At 56.7% G+C, this 25,406-nt stretch carries 40 protein-coding genes; 13 read left to right on the forward strand and 27 right to left on the reverse strand.

Annotation, left to right across the window (positions count from 1 at the left end):
* Positions 1-245: 245 nt before the first annotated feature.
* From HY868_24595 to HY868_24640, 10 genes are all read left to right on the forward strand, one after another.
* Entirely contained in the window at positions 246-638 is a 393-nt protein-coding gene (locus tag HY868_24595; protein ID MBI5305332.1) for a RidA family protein, read from the forward strand.
* A 91-nt stretch (positions 639-729) separates the two neighbouring features.
* A complete protein-coding gene (locus HY868_24600; protein MBI5305333.1) occupies positions 730-981 on the forward strand; it encodes a DUF2442 domain-containing protein in 252 nt (83 codons plus the stop codon).
* Positions 982-1,014: 33 nt separating this feature from the next.
* Entirely contained in the window at positions 1,015-1,563 is a 549-nt protein-coding gene (locus HY868_24605) for an aminoglycoside nucleotidyltransferase (protein ID MBI5305334.1), read from the forward strand.
* A gap of 144 nt (positions 1,564-1,707) precedes the next feature.
* Positions 1,708-1,968 (forward strand): type II toxin-antitoxin system MqsA family antitoxin, encoded by a 261-nt coding sequence (locus HY868_24610; protein ID MBI5305335.1) that lies wholly within the window; start codon positions 1,708-1,710, stop codon positions 1,966-1,968.
* 12 nt (positions 1,969-1,980) lie between these two features.
* Positions 1,981-2,724, forward strand: coding sequence for a 3-oxoacyl-[acyl-carrier-protein] reductase (gene fabG, locus HY868_24615; protein MBI5305336.1), 744 nt, complete (start codon positions 1,981-1,983; stop codon positions 2,722-2,724).
* Positions 2,725-2,817: 93 nt separating this feature from the next.
* Complete coding sequence (locus HY868_24620; protein ID MBI5305337.1) at positions 2,818-3,171, forward strand: Asp23/Gls24 family envelope stress response protein; 354 nt, start codon at positions 2,818-2,820, stop codon at positions 3,169-3,171.
* Between the two features lie 3 nt (positions 3,172-3,174).
* Positions 3,175-3,615: a transcription antitermination factor NusB gene (gene nusB, locus HY868_24625; protein ID MBI5305338.1), complete on the forward strand. Its 441-nt coding sequence runs from the start codon at positions 3,175-3,177 to the stop codon at positions 3,613-3,615.
* Complete coding sequence (locus HY868_24630) at positions 3,612-4,946, forward strand: tetratricopeptide repeat protein (GenBank protein MBI5305339.1); 1,335 nt, start codon at positions 3,612-3,614, stop codon at positions 4,944-4,946. Before nusB ends, HY868_24630 begins: the two co-directional genes overlap by 4 nt.
* Positions 4,947-5,026: 80 nt before the next feature.
* Positions 5,027-6,355, forward strand: coding sequence for a GTPase (locus HY868_24635; GenBank protein ID MBI5305340.1), 1,329 nt, complete (start codon positions 5,027-5,029; stop codon positions 6,353-6,355).
* Positions 6,356-6,450: 95 nt separating this feature from the next.
* Positions 6,451-6,978 carry a DUF86 domain-containing protein gene (locus HY868_24640; GenBank protein MBI5305341.1) on the forward strand — a complete coding sequence of 176 codons (528 nt, stop codon included), beginning with the start codon at positions 6,451-6,453 and terminating at the stop codon, positions 6,976-6,978.
* 56 nt (positions 6,979-7,034) lie between these two features.
* On the opposite strand, the gene HY868_24645 is transcribed toward HY868_24640, so the two are convergent.
* The 8 genes from HY868_24645 to HY868_24680 all read right to left on the reverse strand — a co-directional run bounded on the left by HY868_24645 (position 7,035) and on the right by HY868_24680 (position 12,288).
* The gene (locus tag HY868_24645) at positions 7,035-8,186 is read right to left on the reverse strand and encodes a trypsin-like peptidase domain-containing protein (protein ID MBI5305342.1); all 1,152 of its coding nucleotides are present in this window, start codon (positions 8,184-8,186) and stop codon (positions 7,035-7,037) included.
* Between the two features lie 168 nt (positions 8,187-8,354).
* On the reverse strand, positions 8,355-9,239 hold the full coding sequence (locus HY868_24650; protein MBI5305343.1) for a polysaccharide deacetylase family protein: 885 nt from the start codon (positions 9,237-9,239) through the stop codon (positions 8,355-8,357).
* A complete protein-coding gene (locus tag HY868_24655; protein ID MBI5305344.1) occupies positions 9,236-9,493 on the reverse strand; it encodes a zf-HC2 domain-containing protein in 258 nt (85 codons plus the stop codon). The genes HY868_24650 and HY868_24655 overlap by 4 nt, the downstream gene beginning before the upstream one ends.
* Positions 9,493-9,663: a hypothetical protein gene (locus HY868_24660; protein ID MBI5305345.1), complete on the reverse strand. Its 171-nt coding sequence runs from the start codon at positions 9,661-9,663 to the stop codon at positions 9,493-9,495. Before HY868_24660 ends, HY868_24655 begins: the two co-directional genes overlap by 1 nt.
* Positions 9,663-10,265 carry a sigma-70 family RNA polymerase sigma factor gene (locus HY868_24665; GenBank protein ID MBI5305346.1) on the reverse strand — a complete coding sequence of 201 codons (603 nt, stop codon included), beginning with the start codon at positions 10,263-10,265 and terminating at the stop codon, positions 9,663-9,665. Before HY868_24665 ends, HY868_24660 begins: the two co-directional genes overlap by 1 nt.
* A 68-nt stretch (positions 10,266-10,333) precedes the next feature.
* Positions 10,334-10,678 carry a rhodanese-like domain-containing protein gene (locus tag HY868_24670; protein MBI5305347.1) on the reverse strand — a complete coding sequence of 115 codons (345 nt, stop codon included), beginning with the start codon at positions 10,676-10,678 and terminating at the stop codon, positions 10,334-10,336.
* 121 nt (positions 10,679-10,799) lie between these two features.
* Complete coding sequence (locus tag HY868_24675) at positions 10,800-11,210, reverse strand: OsmC family protein (GenBank protein ID MBI5305348.1); 411 nt, start codon at positions 11,208-11,210, stop codon at positions 10,800-10,802.
* Between the two features lie 82 nt (positions 11,211-11,292).
* Positions 11,293-12,288 (reverse strand): hypothetical protein, encoded by a 996-nt coding sequence (locus tag HY868_24680; protein ID MBI5305349.1) that lies wholly within the window; start codon positions 12,286-12,288, stop codon positions 11,293-11,295.
* 55 nt (positions 12,289-12,343) lie between these two features.
* On the opposite strand from HY868_24680, the gene HY868_24685 reads away from it, so the two are divergent.
* The 3 genes from HY868_24685 (at position 12,344) to HY868_24695 (ending at position 15,272) form a co-directional block, all read left to right on the forward strand.
* Positions 12,344-13,735 carry an MFS transporter gene (locus HY868_24685; GenBank protein ID MBI5305350.1) on the forward strand — a complete coding sequence of 464 codons (1,392 nt, stop codon included), beginning with the start codon at positions 12,344-12,346 and terminating at the stop codon, positions 13,733-13,735.
* A 108-nt stretch (positions 13,736-13,843) separates the two neighbouring features.
* Positions 13,844-14,500 (forward strand): hypothetical protein, encoded by a 657-nt coding sequence (locus tag HY868_24690; protein MBI5305351.1) that lies wholly within the window; start codon positions 13,844-13,846, stop codon positions 14,498-14,500.
* Between the two features lie 58 nt (positions 14,501-14,558).
* Positions 14,559-15,272: a hypothetical protein gene (locus HY868_24695; protein ID MBI5305352.1), complete on the forward strand. Its 714-nt coding sequence runs from the start codon at positions 14,559-14,561 to the stop codon at positions 15,270-15,272.
* 23 nt (positions 15,273-15,295) lie between these two features.
* Here the strand turns inward: HY868_24695 and HY868_24700 are convergent, their stop codons facing one another.
* The 19 genes from HY868_24700 to HY868_24790 form a co-directional block, all read right to left on the reverse strand.
* Entirely contained in the window at positions 15,296-16,678 is a 1,383-nt protein-coding gene (locus HY868_24700) for a HAMP domain-containing protein (GenBank protein ID MBI5305353.1), read from the reverse strand.
* Positions 16,675-17,367, reverse strand: coding sequence for a response regulator transcription factor (locus HY868_24705; GenBank protein MBI5305354.1), 693 nt, complete (start codon positions 17,365-17,367; stop codon positions 16,675-16,677). Before HY868_24705 ends, HY868_24700 begins: the two co-directional genes overlap by 4 nt.
* Positions 17,364-17,735: a zinc ribbon domain-containing protein gene (locus HY868_24710; GenBank protein MBI5305355.1), complete on the reverse strand. Its 372-nt coding sequence runs from the start codon at positions 17,733-17,735 to the stop codon at positions 17,364-17,366. Before HY868_24710 ends, HY868_24705 begins: the two co-directional genes overlap by 4 nt.
* Positions 17,736-17,748: 13 nt before the next feature.
* Entirely contained in the window at positions 17,749-18,174 is a 426-nt protein-coding gene (locus tag HY868_24715) for a hypothetical protein (GenBank protein ID MBI5305356.1), read from the reverse strand.
* A 212-nt stretch (positions 18,175-18,386) separates the two neighbouring features.
* Entirely contained in the window at positions 18,387-18,578 is a 192-nt protein-coding gene (locus tag HY868_24720; GenBank protein MBI5305357.1) for a hypothetical protein, read from the reverse strand.
* An 81-nt stretch (positions 18,579-18,659) separates the two neighbouring features.
* Complete coding sequence (locus HY868_24725; GenBank protein MBI5305358.1) at positions 18,660-20,168, reverse strand: MFS transporter; 1,509 nt, start codon at positions 20,166-20,168, stop codon at positions 18,660-18,662.
* Positions 20,165-20,374: a 4Fe-4S binding protein gene (locus HY868_24730; GenBank protein MBI5305359.1), complete on the reverse strand. Its 210-nt coding sequence runs from the start codon at positions 20,372-20,374 to the stop codon at positions 20,165-20,167. Before HY868_24730 ends, HY868_24725 begins: the two co-directional genes overlap by 4 nt.
* Positions 20,375-20,378: 4 nt before the next feature.
* Entirely contained in the window at positions 20,379-20,735 is a 357-nt protein-coding gene (locus tag HY868_24735) for a rhodanese-like domain-containing protein (GenBank protein ID MBI5305360.1), read from the reverse strand.
* A gap of 39 nt (positions 20,736-20,774) precedes the next feature.
* On the reverse strand, positions 20,775-21,296 hold the full coding sequence (locus tag HY868_24740) for an OsmC family protein (GenBank protein MBI5305361.1): 522 nt from the start codon (positions 21,294-21,296) through the stop codon (positions 20,775-20,777).
* A gap of 3 nt (positions 21,297-21,299) precedes the next feature.
* A complete protein-coding gene (locus HY868_24745; GenBank protein MBI5305362.1) occupies positions 21,300-21,692 on the reverse strand; it encodes a CoA-binding protein in 393 nt (130 codons plus the stop codon).
* A 1-nt stretch (position 21,693) separates the two neighbouring features.
* A complete protein-coding gene (locus HY868_24750) occupies positions 21,694-22,122 on the reverse strand; it encodes a hypothetical protein (GenBank protein ID MBI5305363.1) in 429 nt (142 codons plus the stop codon).
* A gap of 1 nt (position 22,123) precedes the next feature.
* A complete protein-coding gene (locus HY868_24755; protein MBI5305364.1) occupies positions 22,124-22,339 on the reverse strand; it encodes a thioredoxin family protein in 216 nt (71 codons plus the stop codon).
* A gap of 24 nt (positions 22,340-22,363) precedes the next feature.
* A complete protein-coding gene (locus HY868_24760) occupies positions 22,364-22,822 on the reverse strand; it encodes a hypothetical protein (GenBank protein ID MBI5305365.1) in 459 nt (152 codons plus the stop codon).
* Positions 22,823-22,910: 88 nt separating this feature from the next.
* Positions 22,911-23,183, reverse strand: a complete 273-nt coding sequence (locus tag HY868_24765) for a metal-sensitive transcriptional regulator (protein ID MBI5305366.1) — start codon at positions 23,181-23,183, stop codon at positions 22,911-22,913.
* 77 nt (positions 23,184-23,260) lie between these two features.
* The gene (locus tag HY868_24770) at positions 23,261-23,461 is read right to left on the reverse strand and encodes a zinc ribbon domain-containing protein (protein MBI5305367.1); all 201 of its coding nucleotides are present in this window, start codon (positions 23,459-23,461) and stop codon (positions 23,261-23,263) included.
* Positions 23,462-23,463: 2 nt separating this feature from the next.
* Complete coding sequence (locus tag HY868_24775) at positions 23,464-23,865, reverse strand: DUF302 domain-containing protein (GenBank protein MBI5305368.1); 402 nt, start codon at positions 23,863-23,865, stop codon at positions 23,464-23,466.
* Between the two features lie 9 nt (positions 23,866-23,874).
* On the reverse strand, positions 23,875-24,210 hold the full coding sequence (trxA, locus tag HY868_24780; GenBank protein MBI5305369.1) for a thioredoxin: 336 nt from the start codon (positions 24,208-24,210) through the stop codon (positions 23,875-23,877).
* Positions 24,211-24,367: 157 nt separating this feature from the next.
* On the reverse strand, positions 24,368-24,721 hold the full coding sequence (locus HY868_24785) for a hypothetical protein (GenBank protein MBI5305370.1): 354 nt from the start codon (positions 24,719-24,721) through the stop codon (positions 24,368-24,370).
* 10 nt (positions 24,722-24,731) lie between these two features.
* Complete coding sequence (locus HY868_24790; protein ID MBI5305371.1) at positions 24,732-25,184, reverse strand: 50S ribosomal protein L9; 453 nt, start codon at positions 25,182-25,184, stop codon at positions 24,732-24,734.
* Between the last annotated feature and the right edge of the window lie 222 nt (positions 25,185-25,406).

Here is a 25,406-nt window from a genome sequence, read left to right on the forward strand (position 1 = left end):
GTTTCTTCGCCTTGCTGGTATGCCGCACGGATTTGTTCGTCAGTAGGTAATGGGGACGGTGTCATTGTCTACAGTATGCCTGATGAATGTATGCTTTGCAATACAAGAGTCGTCCAAGTTTGGTTATGCCTGAGCAGTTACAATTTCCCTTATTGCCAGAGCGTGGGCGGTGAAGGGCACCGCCTAACACAGCGTGCAACTGTAGCGTTCCATCCCACTCGACATCCCTAAAAGGAATGTGAAATATGAAAGAGTATCGAAATCCTTCCAATGTGCATCAGCCCATCGCCGCATCCTATACTCATCAAATAGAAGTCAGGGGACCTGAACGCCTGTTGGTACTTTCGGGGCAAGTTGGTAGAAAAGAAGATGGCACAGTGCCAGACGATCCAATCGAACAACTAGAAATTGCGTTAGAAAATCTTTGCCGTAATCTTCAAGCCGCAAATATGGATGTTCAAGATATTCTGAAACTCACGCTCTATCTGGTGGGCGAGATGGATGCGACGCGGCGACGAGAATTGATCGCATCCAAGCTGAAAGGGCATAAACCTTGCATGACTCTGTTGTACGTCGCGGCGCTTGCCAGCCCCATCTACAAAGTCGAGATTGACGCCTGGGCAAGTAGCGCAAACTAAGCGTCTTGATTTCCGCGCGGGACAACATCGTGTAACACGCGCGCGTCCGCGCACGACTCGGACACTAGCTGTTAGTAAAAGTCGAGATTTAATGCACAAGGGCAAACCTATACCTACTGTTTTGAAAAATGTTCTCGCGCTCAATGTCCGATTTACTGACGACTCGCTCATCGTTGCTCTTTCGGACGGACGCGAAATATCCGCGCCTCTGGAATGGTTCCCGCGCCTCCGGGATGCAACGTCAAAGCAACGGAAGAATTGGCGACTCATCGCGAAGGGAATCGGAATCCACTGGGAAGATGTGGACGAGGACATTGCAGTTTCTACGTTGCTACGCGCGTGACAAGGAAGACTGCAAGGAACACACGCACCGCACATGAATATCACCGATGTCGTTGACCTGTACACCCAACTGAATAGTCTTGGCATAGAGGTCTGGCTCGATGGCGGCTGGGGAGTAGATGCCTTGCTCGGCGAACAGACACGTTCTCATAGCGACGTAGACATTGTTGCCCAACACAAGGACGTACCAAAACTACGCGAGTTGCTCGAGTCGCAAGGTTATCACGATATGCCGCGAGATGATACCAGTCCCTGGAATTTTGTCCTGGGTGATAACAATGGTCGTCTGGTAGATGTGCACGCGGTTACGCTTGATGCCGAGGGAAACGGTCTTTATGGACCACCGGAAAAAGGCGTGATGTACCCCGCCGGTTCGCTGACTGGCATCGGCGTAGTGGATGGACACACGGTCAAGTGTATCTCGGTCGAGTACATGCTAAGTTTCCACACCGGCTATAAACTGCGCGAGAGCGATTTCAAGGATGTTTCAGCATTGTGTGCGCGCTTTGGGATGGAGTATCCCGAAGAATATGCTTCGTTGACCCAGGCAAGCCGTCCACAATGCACACCGCAAACATCGTGAACGAGATCGTCGCAAAATACATTCACCAACATCACGCGCCGGAGCAAAAAAGAACCCGCTTCAAAAGATTCGTCGCGCTATTCGAAATCAGAACTATCGGATTAGCGCGCACGCCAACGATGAAATATCGAAGGATAGAAGGAAATGAAAACAGAACAATGCGAATACTGTGACGGCAATCTGGAAATGCAACATGTCTTGGTGCCATTTCGTTTCAAGGGCGAGACCATCTACGTCGAAAACGTACCGACCTGGGTCTGTGCGAAATGCGGCGAAAAGTATTTCGACGCGCCGGTCTACAAACGCCTTGAACAAATCGCGCGGCAACGCAAACGAATCCGGCGTGCTATCACTTTTCCGCTCGCTAAATTCAGTACGCCATCAGTTCACTCAAGAATCGCATAGGAGCATCCCGAAATGATCAACCTCAACGGCAAAGTCGCGCTTGTCACCGGCGCATCGCGCGGCATCGGTCGCGCGATTGCGCTCAAACTCGCAGCGCAAGGCGCAAAAATTGTGGTAAACTATAACAAGAACGCGGACGCCGCGAATCAACTCGTTGCCGAGATCAATCAGAGCGGCGGCGAAGCGGTCGCCGTCGCGGGCGACGTGTCCCAGTTCGCCGTCGCGCAAAGCGTCATCAAGGCGACGACCGAGGCGTTCGGGCGGCTCGACATTCTCGTCAACAACGCCGGCACGACGCGCGACAATCTGCTCGCGTTGATGAAGGAAGACGAATTCGATTCCGTCATCCAGACCAACTTGAAGAGCGTGTTCAATTGCAGTAAAGCCGTACTCCGCCAAATGATGAAGCAAAAGTACGGACGTATTATCAACATCACCTCGATTGCCGGCGTCGTCGGCAATCCAGGTCAGACAAATTACTCGGCGTCCAAAGCCGGCATCATCGGCTTTACCAAGGCGATGGCGAAAGAGTACGGCGCGAAAAATATCATCGTGAACGCGGTTGCGCCCGGCTACATCCCGACCGATCTCACGAACGTTCTGCCGCAAGAGATCAAGGACGGGATCGTCAAGTTCACCGCGCTCGGCAGAATGGGCACGGTGGACGAAGTGGCGAACGCGGTCGCGTTCCTCGCCTCCGACGACGCGAGTTACATCACAGGGCAAGTGTTGTGCGTGGATGGCGGAATCACGTAGTTAATTTCAGATTGCAGATTTCAGATTGCAGATTTTGACGATTTCCAATCTGCAATCTGCAATCTGAAATCTGAAATTCCTAATGGAGTTATGATGGAAGAATCTCTCGGCAAAGTGACGGTTTCACCCGAAGTGCTTATTCAATTGGTGCGTTTGTCCGCGCTCGCCACGCCTGGCGTCGCGCGGCTCTCGTCCGATCATCCCAACAGCGTCCAGCGCTTGTTCAGCGGCAAAGCCAGCGAAGGCATTCGCCTCGAATTGACCGACGATGCCGTGACGATTGATCTGTACATCGTCTCCGAACCGGAGACGCATCTCGTAACCCTGGGTCACGCGTTGCAACGCGAAATCGGACGCGCCATTCAAGACGTGGTTGGCATGCCCGTCCGCGAGATCAACATCCACGTTCAAGACGTGATGGATCGCAGCGCGGATAAAACAAACTAGAGGATGACTGTGAAAATTCGCCGACAGGCGCGGGCAATCGCCCTGCAAACACTTTTTGAAGTAGACAGCGTCGGACACAACGCGCAAGATATTCTCGCGCGGCTCGTCGAAGAAGAAAACCTGGTCGCGGACGGCGCGGAGTTCGCGCAGACGCTCGTGCGCGGGGTGATCGAGCACACCGCGCGCTTGGACGGCATCATCGCCAAGCACGCGCCCGAATGGCCCGTGGACCAGCTCGCGATCGTGGATCGCAACATTCTCCGCCTCGCACTGTACGAATTGCAGTACGTCGAGGACGTGCCGATCAAGGTCGCGGTGAACGAAGCGGTCGAACTCGCCAAAACGTTCGGTAGTGATAATGCGCCGCGTTTCGTCAACGGCGTGCTCGGCGGTTATCTCCAAGAACATCCCGCCGGCGAACTACGGAGCATGAAACACGCATGAGCAATCCTTCTCGGCAAGCGCAAGAACATTTTGAACGCGGGAATCAATTGTTCGATCGCGACAATTTCAAAGGCGCGATTGCCGAGTGGCGCGCCGCGCTCGCCATCGCGCCCCAATTCGACAACGTGCGCTTCAACCTGGGACTCGCGTACGCCAAAGACGGTCAATCCGAATTGGCGATCAAGGAATTCAACGCGGTCTTGCAACTCGATCCGTCCGACCAAGACGCGCGGCGCGAGCTGGCTGAAATCTTTATCAATGAGAAGCGTTTTGAAGACGCCGCCGAGCAACTCCAACTCATCTTGGAAAATACGCCCAACGACGCCGAGACACTCGCCAAACTCGACACGATCCAAACCGATCTCCATCGCATCGCGGAAGACCATTTCGCGCGCGGCAATCAATTGGATGAAGCGGGCGAACACGACAGCGCGATTGCCGAATGGGAACAAGCCACCGAACTTGCGCCCGCCTTCATCGAAGCGCATTACAACCTGGGCATCGCTTACGCCGACCAGGGTCGCAACGATTGGGCAATCGAAGAATTCCGTCGAGTGCTCCAACTCGATCCGAACGACCTGGACGCGCGGCGCGAGCTTGCCGACACCTATTTCGCCGAAGGTCTCGTGTCAGACGCGGTCAAGCAACTCAACCAGGTTTTGCTGTTCGCGCCGGATGACGCGCAAGCCAAAGCGATGATGAACGAAATCAATCGCAAATCAACGCCAACGACAAAAGAGCAGACCGACGCCGAAGAGCATTTCAAACGCGGCAACACGTTCGAGGAGCAAGGCAATCGCGACCAAGCCATCGCAGAATGGCTGAAGGCGCTCGACTGGGATCCGAATCACGCTGGCGCGCATTACAACCTCGGCGTCGCGTATGCGGATGAGGACAACACCGCCAACGCGATTGCCGAGATCAAACAAGCCATTCAACTCGAACCGTTCGACATCGAGATGCGACGCGAACTCGCCGAGATTTGTTGGCAAGCCGACGACGTAGACGAAGCGATCAATCAGCTGCGCCAAGCGTTGAATGTCGCGCCCGGCGACAGCCAAGCCGCGCACATGCTCGCGGACATTTACCTCCATCAAGAAAAATGGGATGAAGCCGCCGCCGCGTTAGAAATGGGCGGGTTGGTCGAGCAGGATGTGGATGCGTGGTTTCGCATCGGCGATGCGTACGAACGCGAGGAGCGCGAGGAGGACGCGATATTGGCGTATCGGCGCGCGCGACTCGCGCAACCCGACCACGCGCAAGCCACGCGCGCGCTGCAACGCTTGCGCGTACCGCTCGACGAACCGCTTGAAGAAGACGAACAAGTCTGAGCATAAAGAGGGCGCAGAGCAACTGCGCTTTTCTTTATCGTAGGGCAAGTTTCCAACTTGCCGATTCGGAGGAGCAACGCATGACCAAAATCAACACGCTCATCATGGGCGCGGCAGGACGCGACTTTCACAACTTTAACGTCTACTATCGCGATAACCCGGCGTACCACGTCGTCGCGTTCACCGCGACCCAGATTCCAAACATCGAAGGACGCGTGTATCCTCCCGCGCTCGCGGGTGTACTTTATCCGAACGGCATTCCGATTTTTCCCGAAGCCGATTTGCCGCGACTCGTGCGCGAACATGACGTGGCGCAAGTTATCTTTGCGTACAGCGACGTGTCGCACGAAACGGTGATGCACCGCGCGTCGGTCGCGCTCGCGGCGGGCGCGGATTTTCGTTTGCTCGGTCCGCGCGCAACGATGCTCAAATCTGTCAAGCCCGTCATCGCCGTGTGTGCAGTGCGAACCGGGTGCGGCAAATCGCAAACGACGCGCGCGGTCGCGCACGCGCTCGCGGCGCTGGGCAAACGCGTCGTTGCAATTCGCCACCCAATGCCCTACGGCGATTTGGTCAAACAAGCCGTGCAACGCTTTGCGACGTTCGCCGATCTCGACGCGCACCAGACGACGATTGAAGAACGCGAGGAGTACGAGCCGCACATTTCGCGCGGGACGGTTGTGTACGCCGGCGTGGATTACGAAAAAATTCTGCGCCAAGCCGAAACCGAAGCAGACGTGATCTTGTGGGACGGCGGCAACAATGATTTTTCGTTCTATCAACCCGATTTGCTGATCGTCGTCGCCGATCCGCATCGCGCGGGACACGAACTGACGTATCATCCTGGCGAAACGAATTTGCGAATGGCGGATGTCGTCGTCATCAACAAGATTGACACCGCCACACCCGAAGGCATTCATCATGTCCGCGTCAACATCCAAGCCGCGAATCCAAACGCGGTGGTCGTCGAAGCCGCCTCGCCGGTCTTTGTCGAAAACCCGATGCAGATTCGCGGCAAACGCGTGCTCGTCGTCGAGGATGGTCCCACCTTGACACACGGCGGCATGGCGTTCGGCGCGGGCGTCGTCGCCGCGCAAAAATTCGGCGCGCGCGAAATCATTGACCCGCGCCCGTACGCGGTCGGCTCATTGCGCGAGACGTTTGCCAAGTATCCGACGACCGGTGCGGTCCTGCCGGCGATGGGCTACGGCGAGCAACAAATCCGCGAACTCGAAGCGACGATCAACGCCGCGCCGGTGGATCGCGTGCTCATCGCGACGCCAATTGATCTGCGACACGTGATTCACATCCATCATCCCAGTGACCGCGTGCGATATGAATTGCAAGAGATCGGACAACCTACGCTTGCGGAAATCTTGAAACAACACTTTGAACAAACAAAACTATAATCGCAACTATGCGCTCGCGATTTCCGTACTCACGTGGTGGCTGGCGCACGGCATGATCGAGCCGCGCGTTGACGCGCGGAAAGTGGGATGATTTAATGGCGACGATGAAACGGAATCTCGCGCGCCTCCTCAAACAAAAACTGCCCGCGCTCAATAAAGTTTTCGCGGGCGATCCGCACGTGCTCGGCGTTTTTCTGTTCGGTTCGCAAGCCGATGGCACGGCAACGGCGCAGCGCGGCAAGACCTTTGAAGATTTCGTTTTGGACGCCGACCTAAAAGATGCTGCCAAGTACCGATTGCAGACCGCCGTGCAAGCGATGATTGACATCGCCCAGCACATCTGTGCGCGGTTGCGCTTGAAGGTCGCGACTGACAGTGGCGAATGCATTCGCACACTCGAAAAACAAGGATTGCTTTCCAGAGAACGCGCGACAACCTATGTCAAAATGGCTCGTTTTCGCAACGTGTTGGTACATCTTTACGGCGAAGTAGACGATCATCGAGTACACGAGATTGTAGGACAAGAACGGGATTCGTTTCGGATGTTTCTTGCAGACGTGGACATGATTATCGAAAAGTACCAAAAGAAAGAGAAAAACGGAAGTAAAAAAATTGGTAGGTAAAAAAACCAAAACCCCGTTCCTGCGACTGGAACGGGGTTTTGCGTTTCAGATTTCGATTACGACGACGCCGGTCGCAACGTCAACGTCAACTTGAGTTGCAACTCTTTGCCGTCGCGCAAGATCGTCAGCGTCACCGTTTCGCCGACGCGACGCGTGAACAACATCACCGACAATGGATTATCCGCGTCAATCTTTTTGGAATCGAACGCGAGGATCACATCGTTCTCTTGCAACCCGGCTTTCGCCGCGGGACTGCCCGCTTCGACGGTCGAAACCAGGACGCCATGCGTTGCCGGCAAATTCATCGCGCCGGCGATTTGCGGGTCCACATCCTGGTAGCGAATGCCGATGTACGCGCGCTCGACTTTGCCTTTCGCAATCAACTGCGAAACGATTTCGCGCACCATGTTCGACGGCACCGCAAAACCCAACCCTTCGGCGACATTTCCTTCGTTCGTGCTGCGCACGACCAACGTGTTGATGCCGATCACCTGCCCCAACGTATTGACGAGCGGACCACCCGAGTTGCCGTTGTTGATCGCGGCGTCGGTCTGCACCAGACCTTGCATCCTGCCCACACTGCGATTCAACGCGCTCACAACGCCCACCGTTACGGTGCCGCGAAAATCGCCGAGCGGACTGCCGATTGCAATGGCGAATTGACCTGGCTCCAACGCGGACGAATCACCGAACTGCGCGACCGCCGGTAGTTTCGTATCCACCTTGATCACCGCAATGTCCGCAATCGAATCCGTGCCGATGATCGTCGCGTCCGCTTTCGTACCATCGGAAAAAATCACCGACAAACTTTTTTGCCCATCAACAACATGATTATTCGTCACGATGTAACCGCGTTGGTCAATCACCACGCCCGAACCAGACGCCGTCGGCGTGATGGTAGTCGTGCGTCGCGTCGTTTGCAACTGATTGATTACAGTCACGACGGCAGGTTTGACTTTACGCACCGCATCAATTACCGCCGAATCCTCTTTCAACGTGAGTGTTGTCACCGAAGGCGCAACAGGATTGACAGGAACTGGATTCGCATTTGAGACGACCGGCGACGCGTTCACCGGGAGCGCGGCTGGCACGGCGGACGAAGCCGCCATGTAGCCGGCAATTCCACCCATCACGCCCCCACCCAGCACACCCACTATTACCGCGAAAATCAACGCGACAGTTATCAGAACATAGTTCGGTTTTTGCATCTCAGTGTCCTCCTTATTAGAACGCTCGCATTATGCCACAGCGCCATTAAGCCCAGATGAAAAGATAGTAAAAGAGACGTAAGAAAAAGGACGGCGATAGAATCCAGGTTTCTTTGAGAAACCTGGATTCTATTTCCGCTTTGCCGATTGTATTTGGCGAAGTTGTACTTATTGGGGTAATCGCTTGCTGAAATCATCGAGGGTATCGCCGTACGATACGCGGATGCGATGAAGCGTGTACAATTCGTCGGTGCGTTGGCGATAACCCGATGCCAGCGTCACGGCGCTGTCCAAGTTCGCGCGCTTGAGCATCTCGATGACCGCCGTGTTGTACTCGCCAAACGGGTACGCGAAGGCGACGACGGGCTTGCCCAACTTGGATTCGATGATTTTTTTCGATTCGCTAATTTCGCGTTGCGCCTCGCTCGGCGCGAGCGCGCGCAGATGCGGGTGCGTCAACGTGTGCGCTTGAATGTCCATCCCTGCCACAGACATGTCCTGCAATTGCGCCCAGGTCAAATAATGCGCGCGGTCAATCGGATTCGTGTAAATGAAAAAGGTGCCGATATAGTTGTATTTTTTCAACACCGCATACGCGACGGTATACTGTTCCACCCAGCCGTCGTCAAACGAAATGACGATCGGTTTGATCGGCAGAGCACCTTGGTGTTTTAGATGCGCGACGAGTTGCGCCATGGTGATCGTGTGAAAACCGCGCGTGGCAAGCGCCGCGATCTGCGCTTCAAATTGCTTCGGCGCGACCGTCCACGTGCGCTCCAATTCGCTCGCGTTGTTCGGCAAATCGCGCAGGTTGTGATACATCAAAATTGGTACGTTCGCGGCTTCGCCAGTCGCGGGAGGGGTGACAAACGCGGTTGGCGTTGATGTCGGGGTGGGCACGCGCGTTGGAGTAAACGTGGGTGTGAATGTCGGCGTCGCCGTTGGGAGGACAATCGTCGCGCTCGGCGCAGGTATGGCTGTTGGACTTGCGGGCGAGGCGCACGCGACGAGCCACGCGGCGAGCCACGTCATCAAAAAGAGACGCGCGCTCATTCGGATTTGCGCGGGACGAAAAATTCCTGGAGGTCGAGCGAACGATACAACCGCGCGCGCGCGTCATCGTTCAGTACGGGCTTGGGCTGTTCGCGGTAGAGCAAGATCGTTTTACGCAACGTGTCCACGACGACGCGGCAATTCGTACAATCGGCAAGATGCTTTTCGATTTCCGCGCACACGTTGGCGGACGCTTCGCCGTCGAGATACTGGGACAGTGCGCCCAACAAATGTTCACACTCGCGATGTTCCATTACGGATTGGCTCCAAGAAAGAAACTCGTCGCGAAAGGAAGGATGATTGCGCCAATGCCCGCAATCGAAATTGCGATGCCCACCCTCTTGCCGCGCTTGGTCGTCAAGAACAGCCCAACGAGCAAGAGCACAACGCCGAGGACGATGATTCCCAAAGCAATCGGATTCATCACGTCTCCTTGCGACTTGCGGCTTCGCGAAAATAATCCGTTAGCCGTTCGCGCAACCACAAGCGCGCACGATGTAAGCGCGTCTTGACCGCTTCGTTCGATAGACCCAGCACGCGCGCGGTCGCCTCGGTCGAGAGTTCTTCGAGATCGCGCAAGACGAACACCGCGCGTAGTTTCTCCGGTAATTGACTGATCGCGCGTTCGAGTTCCGCGCGCGCTTCGGTCGTCGCGTACTCGGCGTCAGGCAGGCAACACCAATCGAACAATTGACGCGGCGTCTCGATAATGCCTTCGCCTTCCGCTAATTCTTCGACCGAGACCGCGTGGCGTCCCGGCTTGCGGAGCCGCATCAGCGCGGCATTGTACGCGATGCGATATAACCAGGTCGCCAAACCCGAACGCCATTCAAACGTGTCAATCGCTTTGAACGCGCTGAGAAACGTTTCCTGCATCACATCTTCCGCATCAGCAGGATTGCCGACGACGCGCAACGCGATGCGATACACCGCCGGCGAATGTTGTTCGATGCACGCGGCGCATGCCGATTTGTCGCCCGCGCGAATGCGTTCGTACAGTTCACGATCTGAAAGTGTGTCTGCCATCGGTGTGATACGATCCCTCACGAGTTGAGGCGCATCATACCACACGACACACGAACGCGCAACCGATTTTACGGACCGCTCACCGTTGGGTAGCCCGCGGCTTTCCAACCATTCAATCCGCCGGCGAGACTCGTCACCTGGGCGAAACCGGCTTGGCGCAACACATCGCGCCCGGTCGCGCTCCGGTTTCCCGAGCGACACACGACGACGATCTCTTTGTCGCGCGGCAATTCGTTCACGCGCGCGGCGAGTGAACCGAGCGGAATCAAGGTCGAATTCGGGACGTGATATTCATTCCACTCGCTCGGCTCACGTACATCGAGAATGAACGCGCCCGCGTTGCGTTTCGCCAGCGCGTCCGCCGTCGTGATTTCATTCGGCAACGTTTGCGCGCGCGATGGGGCTTGGAACATCACCAGAGCCAGCACAGTGAGCGTCACGACTGCGCCCGCGATCAACCAAATCACTTTTGATGATGGACGCGCCGTTGATCGTACGATTTTTTTGCTCACGCGATTACTCCTCATCCAAAAATTAGGCGTGCGCCGGTTCGCCGATCAGCGCGCTCACCTGAATTTCCGGTGGACGCTCGAAATGTTTCTTGACCGCGCACTGTTCCGCCGAACGAATGACCGCCGTTTTGTACTTTTCTGGAAAGTCGGGCGGAAGTTGTATGTCGAGTGTAATGTGCGAAACCAGATGCGTTATCGGATCCACTTGCATCCGTTGCACAAGCCGAATGTTTTCGGTCGGCAAACCACGCTGACGACAAAAACCCAACACGTAAATTCCCGCACACGTGCCCAGCGACGAAAGAAACGTCGCGAACGGCGTCGGTGCGGACCCTGCGCCGCCGCCTTGCGCGGGCTGGTCAGTCTTGATCGTGAACGAATCGAAATGCGCGTCCACGCGCGCGCCGCCGGGAAAATCAATGATCATTTCCATTCGAGTGTCTCCTAAACAAAAAGTGGGACAGGATTTTATCGCGTCCTTCAATTAGACGCGTGAGGACATAAAAAGTTACAAACTACTTACCGATATTCCAATCGTGTGCGAAGGTCGCCGTCAACGTCTGCACACTTGCGGCATCGTCGAGCAAAACGCCCACATCGCGATGCGTGTCTAACGCCGCGCTCGTCAATCGCGTCGAGCCGACGAACGCGCGCGTATTGTCCGCGAGAATCAGTGTGCCGTGAATATCCGGCGTCTTGACGAGTCGCGCGAGCATTCCCGCGCGCGTGAACTTGGGCAACCATCCCGGCGTCGCGTCGCCGGTCGGGTCTGGTGAGGTGATCAATCGCACGGTTACGCCGCGCTGGAGCGCGTTCAACAAGCGCGCGTCCAATTCATCGTCCTTCCACGCCTCGCACTCGATGTCGAGCGATTGTTGCGCGGCATCTATCAGCGCGTAGAGTCGTTGCCGCGCGTTCACCGCGCTCCACGCGAGCAGCGGATTCACCGGCGCGACCGGTGCGCGCTTCCAATCGGATTCGAACACGACCGCGAGTTCCACGATCTGCGCGGGTTGCGTCACACGCACACCAAACCCGCGCGTCTCCGTCCAGCTCGCGCGCGTCGCGTCGAACGTCATCACGAGCGCGGCGCGATCATCCACAATCACAAACGTGGCATACGATAACTTGAAAGCCGCGTGACTCGTCCGCACGTTGACGCCGGCGGATTGCAGGGCGCTGATCGTCGCGCGATTGCTCGCGTTTGTGCCGAGCGGTTGATTTTCGAGCATCACGCGCACGTCCACGCCGCGACCGCGCGCGGCTTTCAGCGCGTCCAGCATTTCTTTTTCGGTGAGCCAATGCGCTTGCAAACGAATTGATTTTGTCGCCGCGTTCAATGTGTACAACACCGGCGACAACCCTGCCTCCGGCTCGACGAAGACGAGCGCGGACGCTAGATTCGCCGGCGTCGGCGTCGGCGCAAGCGAAGCGTCCGCGCGCGCGCATCCCACGACGAACCACGCGAGAAAAATACTCTTAAGAATCCATCGGAACATATTCGGTACCATTCCACTTCTTGCGACTGAACGCGTCTGTGTGGTATAATCCGCCCGCGGAGGTTCAATGACAGCACACGAGCAAGCCAACAATCCCATCCCCCACTTGACGCGCTCGCTGATTGCGCTCATCAGTGGCAGTCTTCTACTGCGCGCGGCAGCGGGCGCGATGGGCGAGAACATTCAATTCTATTTTAATGCGATTCACGAAGCCGCACTGAATCCGGATCATCCGTTGCGATTGATCGCCGGTCGGCATAACGTGTACGAAGTTTCGTACACGATAGGTGGCTTGATTATCGGAACTTTTTTCGCCGCCGAGTTGGTTGGTGCGCCGCTCTTTGGTGCGTGGAGCGATCGGTATGGACGCAAGTTGTTTATCATCTTTGGTCCACTCTTTGGCGCGATTGCCGTGCAAATCACGGCGATGACGACGGTCGTGTGGATGTTGCTCGTGACGCGTTTGCTCGAAGGCATTTCGACTGCCGCGAACGCGCCGGCAACCCTGGGTTATATCGCCGAGACCACATCACATTCGCCCAAGTTGCGCGCGCGCGTCGTCGGCTTTTTTGAAATCGCCACGATTGGCGGCGCGGCGGCGGGCTTTTCGCTCGGCGGTTGGTTATGGCGCCACTATGGTGACGCCGCCATTGTCGCCGGAATTCCGCTCACCAGTCCCGCGTTCGCGCTCAACGCGATCATCTACCTGGCGAGTCTTGCGATTTTGTGGTGGGGCTTGCATGAGTACCGCGAAGGAGTCCATACCGGCAAGTCCGCTTCGCCGCGTGAAACCTGGGCGCACTATTGGAAACTGGTGACGAATCCGCGCGTGCAACGCTTCGCTCCGGCATGGATCGCGATCAACGCGGTGCTGGGCGTATTCATCAACCTAACCGCGCGCGTGTTCACCGACCGAACGGTATTCCAAGATCAACTCCTCGTCGGGCGTTTCGATGCCTTTGAAGCCGGCAACGTCCGCGCCGCGTACGCCGTGATTTTTGTGATCGGCATTTTGTTCTGGAGCATGTTCTTCGCGCAGATGAAAAAGACGACCGTGATGCTAATCGGCACGGGCGGATTGTTCCTCACGTGCTTGATCCTCTATGCGATCAACCATCAGCCGTCGTTTGACGCGCCGCTCATTCTGCCCCTCGCGATTCTACTCGCGGTCAGCATCGTGATTCAAAGCGGCTTTACGCCCGCCGCGCTCGCGCATCTCGCCGACATCACCGAAGAACATTCGGCTGATCGCGGCGCGATCATGGGGTTGTATTCGGTGTTCCTCGGCGTCGGTCAATTCCTCGGCGCGGCGCTCGGTGGACCGTTCGTGGATTGGCGCGGCGCGGATGGCATCGTCGTCATCACCGCCTTGCTGGGTCTGTTTTCGGCGGCGATGCTCGTGCGATTGCAAGCCACCGAATCGCGGCAACCCGCCATCATCGAATCCGTCGCGGAATAATTCGTTTGCATTATACGCACGCAAACCTTCAAACGCAATGTTTGAAATCACGCGCGGATGAATGTCGCGATGAACCGGTGGCGTTCGGCGCAGGATGGAGATAATCTTATGTCGCAGGAAAAGAAACTACCCTCGTACGTGATCCGAATCGTGTACGACATCATCGCCGAAGAGACGCCCAACCGGGTCTCGCACCACCGCGTATTTCAACTGGCGAATCTGGAACGGTACGCCGATCAGCCGCCGCCGTTCGACGATTCGCCTTCGATTACCTTGCGCGAGTACGAAAAAGTCATCGGCGTTGTGTGGCAAGTCTTCGACGAAGTGCAAGCGCGCGATATTTTGCGGCGCACCGCGCAGCGCGGGTTTGAGAACCTGACGCGCAGTGGTACGCTCGCGTACACCCAGTTTCTGCGCGCGTTCGATTCGCTCGGCACCAAGCAAGAACGCGTCGCGCTCGCCGTGCGTAAACTCGCCGACGAAATGTCGCGCGCGCTTGGCAATTATCACGAGTTTCGCCGCGAGGGCAATGATTTCGTGCTCGACATTCACGATTGCCCCTATTGCGCGGAACTGCTCGCGCATCCACCCGCGTCGAGCGAGGCGCGCTTTTGCTACTCGCCGGTCGCGTTCTATGAAGCCGCCGTGACCTGGGCAAGCGGCGACCGCCACACCGTGCAAGAAACATCGTGCCGCGTGGGAACGAAACAGGATTATTGCCGCTTTAAGGTTTTCTGGAACGTGGGACTAAAGAACAAAGTGTAGAAAAACGACCACGGACCGCAACCGCGCTCGGTGTGGCAATTACGATTTGGAGGGACCCTTGATTACGAACGCGCTCATATCCGGCGCGGATGTCATACTCAGCATCATCTTTACCGCGCTCGTACTGCGCCAATATCTCGCGCGCCGCAAAATATATCAACTCACTTGGTCGGTCGCATTGGCGTTGTGGACGATTGCCGTATTCGCTGAACTGATCGCTACCTTTGCCGGTTGGTCGGCATGGACGTACCGCGCGTACTACGCCGCTGGCGCACTCCTCGTTTCTGCGTGGCTCGGCATGGGCACACTGTACTTGATTCTCGCCAAAGCCCACGCCGATCGGATTCAAGGCGCGTTGGCGGTGACTTCCCTGCTTGGCGTCATCCTCATCGTCGGCTGGCCCATCGCGCCGGAGCAATTGCAAACGACCGCCGAACAATTTCTGCCATTGCGTGTCTTTCCGTTTTTTCCAGTCCAACTCGCGCTGATCGGTCTCAACATCTTTGGCACGATTTCATTCGTGGGCGGCGGGTTGTGGTCGGCGTACAAATTCGCGCGCACGCGCGCGATGAGCGAACGCGCGCGGGCGACCGCGCTGATTGCCACCGGCGGCTTGATCGCGGCGACCGCGCACAGTCTCGGCGCGCTCGGCGGCATCGAATTGTTTCGCGTCAGCGAATTGTTCGCGCTGATTTTTATCTTCGCCGGATTCTTGCTCAGTACTCCGGCAACTCGCCCCAACACCAATCCAGCGCCACGCGCGGCAGGATAAAAAAAGGGCGGGATCGCCCCGCCCTACACCGGCAACGTAAACCAAAACGTTGCGCCGCGTCCTGGATCGCTCGCCACGCCAATCGCGCCGCCATGCGCGACCACTAACTGCTTGGCAATCGCAAGACCCAGCCCCGCGCCGCCGCCCGCGCGCGAACGCGATTTATCCCCGCGCCAAAATCGCTCGAACACGCGCGGCAAATCTTCTTGCGCGAGCCCCGCGCCGGTGTCACTCACGCTGACCCGGATGAATCCTGGCTGAACACCGTCCGCGGAACACTGCACACTGATCGTGCCGCTAACCGGCGTGTGCCGCAACGCGTTGCCGATCAAATTACGCAACACCTGCTCGATACGATGATCGTCGAGATTCACACGCGGCACAGCGCGCATGACATTCGTTTCGAGCGCGATGTTTTTCTCCGCGGCTTGCGGCGCGAACGCCGCGACGGTTTTCTCGATCAGCGCGCCGAGATCGGAAGGCGCGCGGTGAATCTGCAATTGTCCCGCATCCGCGAGCGCAAGTTCGCGCAGATCGTCCACCAAACGCGCGAGCAACAACGTTTCTTCGTGCAACGATGCGAGTTGATCGGGCGTCATCGCGAACACGCCATCCATCATCCCTTCGAGTTGCCCGCGCATCACGCCCAGCGGCGTGCGAAGTTCGTGCGCGATATCCGCGATCATATTTCGCCGCGCGGTTTCCGACCGCGCGAGACTGTCCGCCATCGCATTGAACGCGCGCCCCACGTGCCCGATTTCATCCGTCCCCGGCTTGACCACGTGCGCGGTAAAGTCACCTGCCGCGATTTTGTTCGCCGCAGACGCGAGCGATTTGAGCGGCGCGGTGATTTGGTACACGAGCGCGACGCCCAACACGAACGCAATCAATCCGGCGACAACCCCGGCAACCAATATCGAGACGTTCACGCGAAACAGGAATTCTTGCTGTTGTGTGTCGAGCGCGGATGAACTCATCGCAGGAGCGATCAAGGTGCCGACCGTCTGGTCGCCCACTTGGATCGGTACACCTTGCGCGAGTTGGGTCGCGCTCGCGCGTTGTCCCACGCTCGCTTCCCATCCCGCGATAATCACGCCGTTCGTGTCCGCCAATTGCATCGGCGGATTCATCATCGTGGCAGGCGCGCGACGCGAGGACATCATCGAACCCATGCGCGAGTCGAATGTCCCGGTGAAATACTCGTCCACGCCTTGCCAATTTCCGCGCGCCGCGTGAAATGCCGCTAGCTCGCGCGCGACCTGGCTCGACGGCGCCATGCCGCCGCGAAACATGTACGCACGAAATTCACTCGTCGTCGTTTGGTTCGCGATGAGAAAGACGACCGCGACGACGGTCAGGACGACAATCGCGAACGCGCCGAGCAAGCGGAAGAATAGGCGATTCATCGCGCGAGATCCTCCGCAAACTTGTAGCCGATCCCGAACACGGTGAGAATATAACGCGGGTCTTTGGGATCGCGTTCGATTTTTTGACGCAAGTTTTTAACGTGCGCGTCAATCGTCCGCTCGTACCCGTCGAACGTTTCACCCAACGCCAGATCGAGTAGTTGCAAGCGCGTGAACGCGCGCCCCGGATTTTGCATCAATGCCGCGAGCAAATTAAACTCGGTCGGCGTGAGATCCAACTCGCGCGCTCCGAGTCGCGCGGAATGTTTGTCGAGGTCGAGCGCCAAGTCCCCGGCGACGAGCGTTTGCGCGCGCAGCGGTTCGCCCTCCGCGCGGCGCAACACGGCGCGCACCCGCGCGACGACTTCGCGCGGGCTAAACGGTTTGACGATGTAATCGTCCGCGCCGAGCTCCAAGCCGATCAGACGATCCGCTTCTTCGGCGCGCGCGGTGACCATCAACACCGGCACGTTCGATTCTTTGCGGAGTGCGCGACACACATCGAGTCCGTCCAGCCCGGGCAAATTCAAATCGAGCAATACCAACGCGGGCTTTTCGTGACGAAACACGGCAAGCGCATGTGGTCCATCGAATGCCGTAACCACCGCAAACCCGGCTTGTTCCAAATATCCTTTGAGAATCGTGACGAGTTTTTTCTCGTCCTCGACGATGAGAATTTTTTTGCTCACGCTTGCGCGGGTGATTCCTCGATCAACGTGTGTCCGCAGTACGCGCACACGCGCCAATCGTTCTGCGTCGCGCGTTGACAATTCGGGCACGGTTTGGTCGCGGGAACGCTCGCGGTCGTATTCGGCGCGGTCGTGGGGGACGCGGCGACGGGGCGTTGCGCCAACCACACGATTCCCAGCACGACGAACGCGGCAACGATCAACCACGTGACGCCGTGCAATCCAAACCCCGGCAGAAATCTGCCGCCCATTCCGAAATCGCCGCGCATCATTCCAAATCCGAATGGCGCGGCAATGATCGCACCAATCAAGTAAACACCGACAAGCAACGCGCCAAACAGCGCGAGCATTTTTCCGGTAATTTGCATTTTGCGCTCCTTGTTACCGTCGTCCGTTCCAACCTGGCATCATCGGCACACCGCGATTGCCAGGCATCATTTGATTGCGCTGGTTGTCCCGCGGAGTGATCGAGCCGCCGCGATTGCCAGGCATCATCCGATTGCCACGATCATAACCTGGATTCGCGCCATAGCCGCGATTGTAACCCGGCATCATCCGATTGCCACGATCATAACCTGGATTCGCGTCATAGCCGCGACCGTAGCCCGGCATCATTCGACTGTTGGGCAAGCCGTGCATCCCATTACCAAATGGCATCGCTGGCGCGAAATCACCGCGCATCGTCACGGCGCGCGTAACAAATGACGAACGCGCGGAAAAAACCGTCGTCGTCGCGACGCCGGCGAAAAACGCGCCGATCAACGACACAATCGCAATCACCCACACGAGCACTTTAGGAATTTGCATACATCCACTCCTGTTGAAATTTCAAGGAGATTATAGCGCGAGGATATGAAGAAAGTATGAAGGGGAAATTAGAAGAAACCGACGCGAAGATTTTTGGACGCGGATTCACGCGGATATTTTTCCTTACCCGCGTGAATCCGCGTCCAAATAATTTTGGTTACGACTACGCGGCATTCGGAGCGCATCCGTAAATGTCGAGCGGCGCGGCGCGTTCATTTTTCATCGGCGGGCTTTTTGCTGCCGATCTCGACAAACTGGATTTGCACCTGATAACGTTTGCCATCAATCTCGATTTTACTTTGCCCGTGAAAACCGCGACTGCCGGTCTTGAACTCTTTCGGATTCGCGGTCATGGTCCCGATCACTTTCCCGTCGTCACTTTTCAATTCGGCGATGATTACCATTTGAGCATTTCCTCCTCTGTACATCATTTTATCACAAACCAATTCGCGCGACAAAACAAAAAGGGCGAGATGACCTCGCCCCTACTCGGCTGATATGTTCTCGGCGCGCGGTTCGTTCGCCGCCGCGCGTTGCGCGCCAATCATGCCGCGCGGCGCAAGTGTTGTCACGAGCCAACCCAGCAACGCGGCAATCAGCGCAGCGACAAACACGGCTTGCACCGCGCTCGTCATCGCACCGCGTAACGAATCCAACATCGTCGCTGACGCGCTGGGAGTCGGGTCGAGCAACACGTCAATCGAAATCTTGGCTGGATCGAATCCAAGTATAGTGAAGGCGCTATTCAAACGGAATGCGAGGATCACACCCATTACGCTCGTGCCGACTGCGCCGCCAATCGAGCGACTGAATTGCACCGTCGCCGTTGCCGTGCCGAGCGACTGACGCGACACCACGGCTTGCACCGCGATCAAAAAAGTGGGAACGGACAAACCCATCCCCATACCCATCAAGCCGGTGAAACTCGCCAAGAGCCAGATCGGTGTGCTCGCGGAAATTTGCGTCATCAGCATCGCGCCGATAACGAGCAACGTCATCCCGGTCATCGCGAGCGAACGGAAACTAAATCGCAACATCAAGCGCGTGCCGATGACACTGGCAATCGTCCAGCACAACAACTGGGGCGTCAACGTCGCGCCCGCCACGGTCGCACTCGTACCGAGTACGGACTGGACGAACAGGGGCACGAACGCCGCGCCGCCAAACAAGGCAAAGCCGGAAAGAAATCCTTGACCAATTGCGGCGGAGAACAATCGCTCGCGGAAAAGCGTTAGCGGAAACATCGGATTCGTCGCGCGACGTTCGACGAACCAGAGCGCGGCAAGCAGGATAATCGCGAAGACAAGCAATATTGCAAAGCCGGGAACATTTATCTCGCGTCCCGCGCGCAGTTCGAAGAGCGCGAGCATCAGCGCGACGATGCCGCCCGTCATCAACAGCGCGCCCGCGTAATCAATGCTCCCGCCGGTGCGTGGATGCACATCGCGCCACGCGACCAACATCAACGCGACCGAGATCAAACCAAACGGTACGTTTAGATAAAAGACCCAGTGCCACGAAACAAAATCAACGAGGAAACCGCCGGCGAGTGGACCGAGTAAACTCGACAAGCCCCACACGCCGGAGAAAAGTCCTTGAACCTTGGCGCGTTGCTCGAATGTGAAAATATCGCCGATGATCGTAAACGCAAGCGGCAAAATTCCACCCGCGCCCAACCCCTGCAACGTGCGAAAGAAAATGAGCTGCGGCATGCTTTGCGCTTGACCGCACAACGCCGAACCCAGCATGAACGTAGCAATCGAGAACAAGAAAATTCGCCGGCGTCCGTAGATGTCGGAGAGTTTGCCAAAGATCGGCATCGTCGTCGTGGACGCGAGCATGTACGCGGAAAAGACCCAGGCATAGATGTCGAGTCCGCCCAGTTGCGCGGCAATCGTCGGCATTGCGGTAGCGACGACCGTCGCTTCGATGGACGCGAGAAATAAACTCAGCATCATCGCGGCAGTGATGAGATACAAACGACGACCACTCATTTCGTTTCCACCATAATTGCGCGGAATGGACACTCGTCCACGCACACGAGGCAGCCGCGACACAATGCCTGATCAATGTACGGCAATTCGTTTTGCTCGAATTGCACAAGCGCCTTCAAACGACACGATTTGCGCGCGATGCATTGGCGGCACGTGCGACATTTGTCCGCGTCCACCAGCGGCACGCGATAATTCGCGCCCATCATTGGCTCAATCCTTCATGGTCGGCAGGCGCGCGCTCCACCACGCCACCATTCCGCCGGCAAGACTATAGACTTGTCGAAAACCTGTTCTCTTCAAAAGACGATACGCCGGCACACTGCGATGTCCCGAAAGACAAATCGCGATTACCGGGCGGTTCGGGTCGAGATGGAGCGATGCGAGTTGGCGCGGCAAAACGTTGATCGGGACATTTCGCGCGTGTGCGAGGTGTCCTTGGTTGAATTCGATTTCAGACCGCACGTCAATCAGTTGCAGAGCGTGTCCATCGCGCGCGAGTTGTTCGCGCAACTCACGCGGCGCGATTTCTTCGACGCGCCCAAAGGGAAACCACCAGGGGAGATTCACTCGCTGATCCAGACAAGTAGCGCAATTTTCAAAATTGCGTTACTCGGAAACAATCTCGTAGCGGTGATTGATCTTCGCCGTCTTGGCGAGCATCGCGCCCGCGCCGCAGTACTTTTCCTCGGAAAGATGAATCGCCTGTTCGACCGCGCGTTCGGGAATATCTTTGCCGCGCACAACATAGACGACGTTGATCTCGGTGTAGACCATCGGATACGTTTCGGCGCGCGTACCTTCGATCCGCACTTCGAGACCTTTCACATCGAGACGTTTCTTGCCGAGAATATCAATCACATCAATCCCAGTACATCCCGCCATTCCAACCAATAACAACTCCATTGGGCTAGGACCGTGATTCTTGCCACTCGATGCCACACTCGAATCAATTACACTTTGATGTCCCGACCCAGTAAACGTTTGGAACTCGTGCCCTTCCACCCACTTGACCGATGCCGTCTTAACGTCGCCCACAATTGCCTCTTGAGAATTTTGGATTTTCGATTTTGGATTTTCGATTTGCAATTTGCTATTTGCTTTCCGCAATTTCAGCAAATCAGCAATCATTTATCACGCCAATGTCCGGTGCTGTCTCATCATACACACACCGACAATCACTTCGAGACCAGCGTCCATCGCGCGTTGCGCCGCGTCGAGGTTCTCCGCGCCTGGTTGCATCCACACAACCCTGGCTTTTTTCGCGATCGCCTGCTCGACGATTTCCGGAACGGCTTCGGGGTTCCGAAAAATGTCCACGACATCCACCGCGCCGGGAATCGAACTCACATCCGGGTAACTCTTCTCACCGAGAAACTCGGTGATCGTTGGATTCACCGGAATAATTTTGTAGCCGCGCGCTTGCAAGTACTGCGCGACCTCATAACTGGGTCGCGCCGGATTGTTCGACGCGCCGACGACCGCGATGATTTTATTTTCGCGCAACACTTTTTCGATTGGATCCATCTCATCCTTCTGCTGAAAACACGCGCGCCAAACGCGACAATGGATGCCCTTTTGCTTTGATATCAAGTTCGTTGAACCAGCCGAACGGCGTGCGAATCACGGTCAACCCCGCAGCGCGCAAACGCGTCTCGACTTGTTGCATCACCGCAATCGCGTCCGCTGGCGCGGCAAGTTCCGCAAACAGATGCGCGAACGAGTGCAGGACAATCGTCGTGACGCGCAATTTGCGCGCGTGCTCCGCGAGCATCGTCGCCGCGCGCTCCGCGACGATCTGCGGCGCGCGCTCGTCGCCCTTTTCGACGCTCGTCAGCACGAGCAACGCGTCGCTCACGTGTGTCTCGCGTTCGCCCATCGGCTCGACGACTGGCGAACGTCCTTTTTCGGTGATGCGACACACGAACGAATCTACATGCCAGATTAATGCGCGCATTTCACTGCCCCGGCGTTTTCACCGACACGCCGAATTTTTGCAAAATCTGCGGAACGAACATTTGCTCCGGCATTCCGCCTTCGACGCGCACCTTGTCGTTCGCCACTGTTAGCGGTACGCCATAGACTTGATACGAATCGGAGAGTTCCGCAAACTCGGACGCGTCCACCATATCCGCCGTAATGAATTCGCTTTCCATCGCCATTTTGTGAGCCAACCTGACTGCACGCGGACAGTGCGGTCAGGTCGGGGTAGTAAATACCTGCAAATGCACCGGCTCTTTTAATTGCGCGAGCGCGGCGCGGCTCTGCGCATTCAAACCCGAATCGCCGTTCGACACATCCATGATGTCGCCGACGAGCGACGCGAACTCGTATCCCGACGGAACGCCATAGTAGCGGATGCCGTAATCCCGATCGCGCGTTTCCGACTTGCCATTGTTCTGCACCGACTCGACGCGCACGAGCGCAATCGCCGGCACACGCACGATGTTGAACGCGGCGACCGGTGGCTTGTCCGTCGCAAAGTTGAACGTTTCTAACTGAATCTTGTCCGACAAACTCACCAGTTCATCCAACACCTGTTTAGTCAACGGACAGAAATCACAATCGAGCGCCTGGGTAAAAAACACTAACTTGACCGGACTGGTCAGTTGTTCAAATTCCTTTTGCAACTGGGCGCGGTCGTTATCGCGTAACAATCCCACTCCAACCCCCATCTCCAATTTTCGATTTTCGATTTTCGATTTTCGATTTCAAAATCAGCCATCGTAAATCGAAAATCACAAATTATCTTGGGACGCGCGCAATGGCGTCAATCATCGCCGCGATGGCTTGGCGCGATTTCGTGCCCTTGCCCGATACCGCGCCCAAACATTCGTGCGCGTATTGTTCGGCGAGCATGACACTCACGCTCCGTACGGCTTCATTGATCGCGGAAAGCTGATGTAGAATGTCGGCGCAATCGCGCCCCTCCTCCACCATTTTTTGCACGCCCCGCGTTTGTCCTTCGATGCGTTTGAGTCGCCGCACCAGTTCCCCGCGCGATTCAGTATCTTCCATTACCCACCACCTTCGTTCACCCAACCACGCCTTGGTTGTCTTGTGTAACCCATCCTGGGTTAACGCCGAGGCAATCCTCAACCACTCGGCGCGCACGAACTGACCGAAGCAGACGCCGCCGCTCCGCTCATTCCCAACGCGCTTGCCGCCGTGACCTCGCGCTGAACGTGTTCGCCTCCGCACTTGGGACACACGGCTTGCACGCGCGCGCTCATCGAGCGGACAAATACTTCAAATGGTTCACGACAATCTTTGCATTCGTATTCGTAAATCGGCATTACTAATTCTCCACCTTGCTTGCAGTTTCAACCACCTCACGCAAAATCGTTTCGACTTCGCGCGCCATCAGAGATAAATTCGCATCTGGAAAAAACTCGGACAGGATGGAGGGCGCGAGCAAATTGATTTTGGTCGCGCCCTGGTCGGTGAACACGTTGATCTTGCACGGCATTAGCAACCCAATCAACGGGTCAGCCGTCAACGCCTGATGCGCGTACTTGACGTTGCACACTTCGATGATTTTGTACGGCTCACGCGTGATGCCCTTTTCGGCGAACGTCGTTTGGACGTCGTGAATGTGCAACACGCGAAACCCTTTCGCCGCGATATTCTGCTCGACGGCTGTCACGGCATCGTCAAACGGTTTCCGCGTTTCAATCGTAACCACCGCATCCATCGTCATCTCCCTGCCCTATTTGGCGAGCACCGCGTCTAGTTTTTTTGCGATGACTGCCTTCGGCACGACCCCGACGATTCGGTCCACTTCCTTGCCACCCTTGAAAAAGATCAAGGTTGGGATGCCCTGAATGCCGTACTGCATCGGCGTCATCGGATTGGCATCCGTATCCATTTTGGCGACGGTCGCTTTACCGGCATAATCGCGCGCGATTTCTTCGACGAAAGGCGCAATCACGCGGCACGGTCCGCACCACGCCGCCCAAAAGTCCACTAGCACCGGCGTCTGCGATTCCAAAACGTTCGTGTGGAATTCCGCGTCGTTCACGTGCAAAAGTTGAGTTGCGCTCATGTTAATCCTCCTGAAAAATCAGATACCCTACCGGGGTATCCTATGAGTGTACTATAATCCCATGCGAAAAGTTTGTCAAATTCTCTGATTAGATGCGAAAACCCGACTGGAGGTTACATTTCCAGTCGGGTTGGACCGAATTGAATTCTCACGCCGATCATTCGGGCGGCAGCGGTTCGTCGAGCAGTTCGGTAAAGTCGCCGACGTACGCTTGGATATAGCGGTGCACGGCGATCACATCGTCTTCCGAAATCGGCGGGCTGGCTTTGAAGCGATCCCATTCGGAAGGGACGAGGTCGGTGTAAATCGGCTGTGCGCCGCCGTTCCCCACGAACGCGAGCATCAGCGCCTCAGTGCGACATTCGCGGCAACGCACGCGGAACGCCCAGGCATTCTCACGCCGACCCAAGACATGCACATCGCTCATCCCAAAATGGTGATTACACACCCCACAGCGCACCCGCGCGACAATTTGACGAACCAATGCCTGCGTGTTGATATTCGGATTCATACGTCCCGGCTTACGCAGCTTCGCGCTCGACGACAATCTTGACTTGCGCAGTGACTTCGGGATGCAATTTGATCGGCACACCACGCTCGCCCAATTCTTTGATCGGATTTTCCAGTTCGATCTTGCGCCGGTCTACCGTAATATTCTTTTCGCGCACCAAAGCATCGGCAATATCGCCCGATGTGACCGAACCGAACAAGCGATCACCTTCGCCGGCTTTGGCGCGGAACGTCAACGTGACCAGACCCAGTTGGCGCGCGAGTTCTTGCGCCTCGGCGAGCGTCTTGGCATCGCGCCGCGCGGCGGCTTGCTTGATGTCGTCCGCTTGCCTGACCGCGCCTTCGTTCGCGGTCACCGCGAGTTTACGCGGCAACAAAAAATTACGCGCATAACCGTCCGTCACCTTTTTCACCTGCCCGGCATTTCCAACACCAGGCACATTTTTCAGCAACAATACGTCCATCGTTTCTCCACTCCACATTCAGATTTCGAGTGGGCGCATTCTAGCACAAGTTGCGAAATAAATAAACCCGCGGTGAGTATACGGGTGTGCGTCAGATTTTCGGGTAGATGACATTGACGGTATTTTCGGGTAAGATGGGGCATCCGCTCTTTCCGAAAGGACCTGCCCATGCCTACTCTCGATGAACTTGAAGCGCGCTGGCAACCTCTGAGCCAGGCCGCA

It is taken from the genome of Chloroflexota bacterium, assembly GCA_016219275.1.
Taxonomy (GTDB): Bacteria; Chloroflexota; Anaerolineae; order UBA4142; family UBA4142; genus JACRBM01.

Coding starts and splice junctions, on each gene's coding strand:
- HY868_24595 (MBI5305332.1), top strand. CDS start 246: ATGAAAGAGTATCGAAATCCTTCCAATGTGCATCAGCCCATCGCCGCA.
- HY868_24600 (MBI5305333.1), top strand. CDS start 730: ATGCACAAGGGCAAACCTATACCTACTGTTTTGAAAAATGTTCTCGCG.
- HY868_24605 (MBI5305334.1), top strand. CDS start 1,015: ATGAATATCACCGATGTCGTTGACCTGTACACCCAACTGAATAGTCTT.
- HY868_24610 (MBI5305335.1), top strand. CDS start 1,708: ATGAAAACAGAACAATGCGAATACTGTGACGGCAATCTGGAAATGCAA.
- fabG (MBI5305336.1), top strand. CDS start 1,981: ATGATCAACCTCAACGGCAAAGTCGCGCTTGTCACCGGCGCATCGCGC.
- HY868_24620 (MBI5305337.1), top strand. CDS start 2,818: ATGGAAGAATCTCTCGGCAAAGTGACGGTTTCACCCGAAGTGCTTATT.
- nusB (MBI5305338.1), top strand. CDS start 3,175: ATGACTGTGAAAATTCGCCGACAGGCGCGGGCAATCGCCCTGCAAACA.
- HY868_24630 (MBI5305339.1), top strand. CDS start 3,612: ATGAGCAATCCTTCTCGGCAAGCGCAAGAACATTTTGAACGCGGGAAT.
- HY868_24635 (MBI5305340.1), top strand. CDS start 5,027: ATGACCAAAATCAACACGCTCATCATGGGCGCGGCAGGACGCGACTTT.
- HY868_24640 (MBI5305341.1), top strand. CDS start 6,451: ATGGCGACGATGAAACGGAATCTCGCGCGCCTCCTCAAACAAAAACTG.
- HY868_24645 (MBI5305342.1), bottom strand. CDS start 8,186: ATGCAAAAACCGAACTATGTTCTGATAACTGTCGCGTTGATTTTCGCG.
- HY868_24650 (MBI5305343.1), bottom strand. CDS start 9,239: ATGAGCGCGCGTCTCTTTTTGATGACGTGGCTCGCCGCGTGGCTCGTC.
- HY868_24655 (MBI5305344.1), bottom strand. CDS start 9,493: ATGGAACATCGCGAGTGTGAACATTTGTTGGGCGCACTGTCCCAGTAT.
- HY868_24660 (MBI5305345.1), bottom strand. CDS start 9,663: ATGAATCCGATTGCTTTGGGAATCATCGTCCTCGGCGTTGTGCTCTTG.
- HY868_24665 (MBI5305346.1), bottom strand. CDS start 10,265: ATGGCAGACACACTTTCAGATCGTGAACTGTACGAACGCATTCGCGCG.
- HY868_24670 (MBI5305347.1), bottom strand. CDS start 10,678: ATGTTCCAAGCCCCATCGCGCGCGCAAACGTTGCCGAATGAAATCACG.
- HY868_24675 (MBI5305348.1), bottom strand. CDS start 11,210: ATGGAAATGATCATTGATTTTCCCGGCGGCGCGCGCGTGGACGCGCAT.
- HY868_24680 (MBI5305349.1), bottom strand. CDS start 12,288: ATGGTACCGAATATGTTCCGATGGATTCTTAAGAGTATTTTTCTCGCG.
- HY868_24685 (MBI5305350.1), top strand. CDS start 12,344: ATGACAGCACACGAGCAAGCCAACAATCCCATCCCCCACTTGACGCGC.
- HY868_24690 (MBI5305351.1), top strand. CDS start 13,844: ATGTCGCAGGAAAAGAAACTACCCTCGTACGTGATCCGAATCGTGTAC.
- HY868_24700 (MBI5305353.1), bottom strand. CDS start 16,678: ATGAATCGCCTATTCTTCCGCTTGCTCGGCGCGTTCGCGATTGTCGTC.
- HY868_24710 (MBI5305355.1), bottom strand. CDS start 17,735: ATGCAAATTACCGGAAAAATGCTCGCGCTGTTTGGCGCGTTGCTTGTC.
- HY868_24715 (MBI5305356.1), bottom strand. CDS start 18,174: ATGCAAATTCCTAAAGTGCTCGTGTGGGTGATTGCGATTGTGTCGTTG.
- HY868_24720 (MBI5305357.1), bottom strand. CDS start 18,578: ATGGTAATCATCGCCGAATTGAAAAGTGACGACGGGAAAGTGATCGGG.
- HY868_24725 (MBI5305358.1), bottom strand. CDS start 20,168: ATGAGTGGTCGTCGTTTGTATCTCATCACTGCCGCGATGATGCTGAGT.
- HY868_24730 (MBI5305359.1), bottom strand. CDS start 20,374: ATGATGGGCGCGAATTATCGCGTGCCGCTGGTGGACGCGGACAAATGT.
- HY868_24740 (MBI5305361.1), bottom strand. CDS start 21,296: ATGATTGCTGATTTGCTGAAATTGCGGAAAGCAAATAGCAAATTGCAA.
- HY868_24745 (MBI5305362.1), bottom strand. CDS start 21,692: ATGGATCCAATCGAAAAAGTGTTGCGCGAAAATAAAATCATCGCGGTC.
- HY868_24750 (MBI5305363.1), bottom strand. CDS start 22,122: ATGCGCGCATTAATCTGGCATGTAGATTCGTTCGTGTGTCGCATCACC.
- HY868_24765 (MBI5305366.1), bottom strand. CDS start 23,183: ATGGAAGATACTGAATCGCGCGGGGAACTGGTGCGGCGACTCAAACGC.
- HY868_24770 (MBI5305367.1), bottom strand. CDS start 23,461: ATGCCGATTTACGAATACGAATGCAAAGATTGTCGTGAACCATTTGAA.
- HY868_24775 (MBI5305368.1), bottom strand. CDS start 23,865: ATGACGATGGATGCGGTGGTTACGATTGAAACGCGGAAACCGTTTGAC.
- trxA (MBI5305369.1), bottom strand. CDS start 24,210: ATGAGCGCAACTCAACTTTTGCACGTGAACGACGCGGAATTCCACACG.
- HY868_24785 (MBI5305370.1), bottom strand. CDS start 24,721: ATGAATCCGAATATCAACACGCAGGCATTGGTTCGTCAAATTGTCGCG.
- HY868_24790 (MBI5305371.1), bottom strand. CDS start 25,184: ATGGACGTATTGTTGCTGAAAAATGTGCCTGGTGTTGGAAATGCCGGG.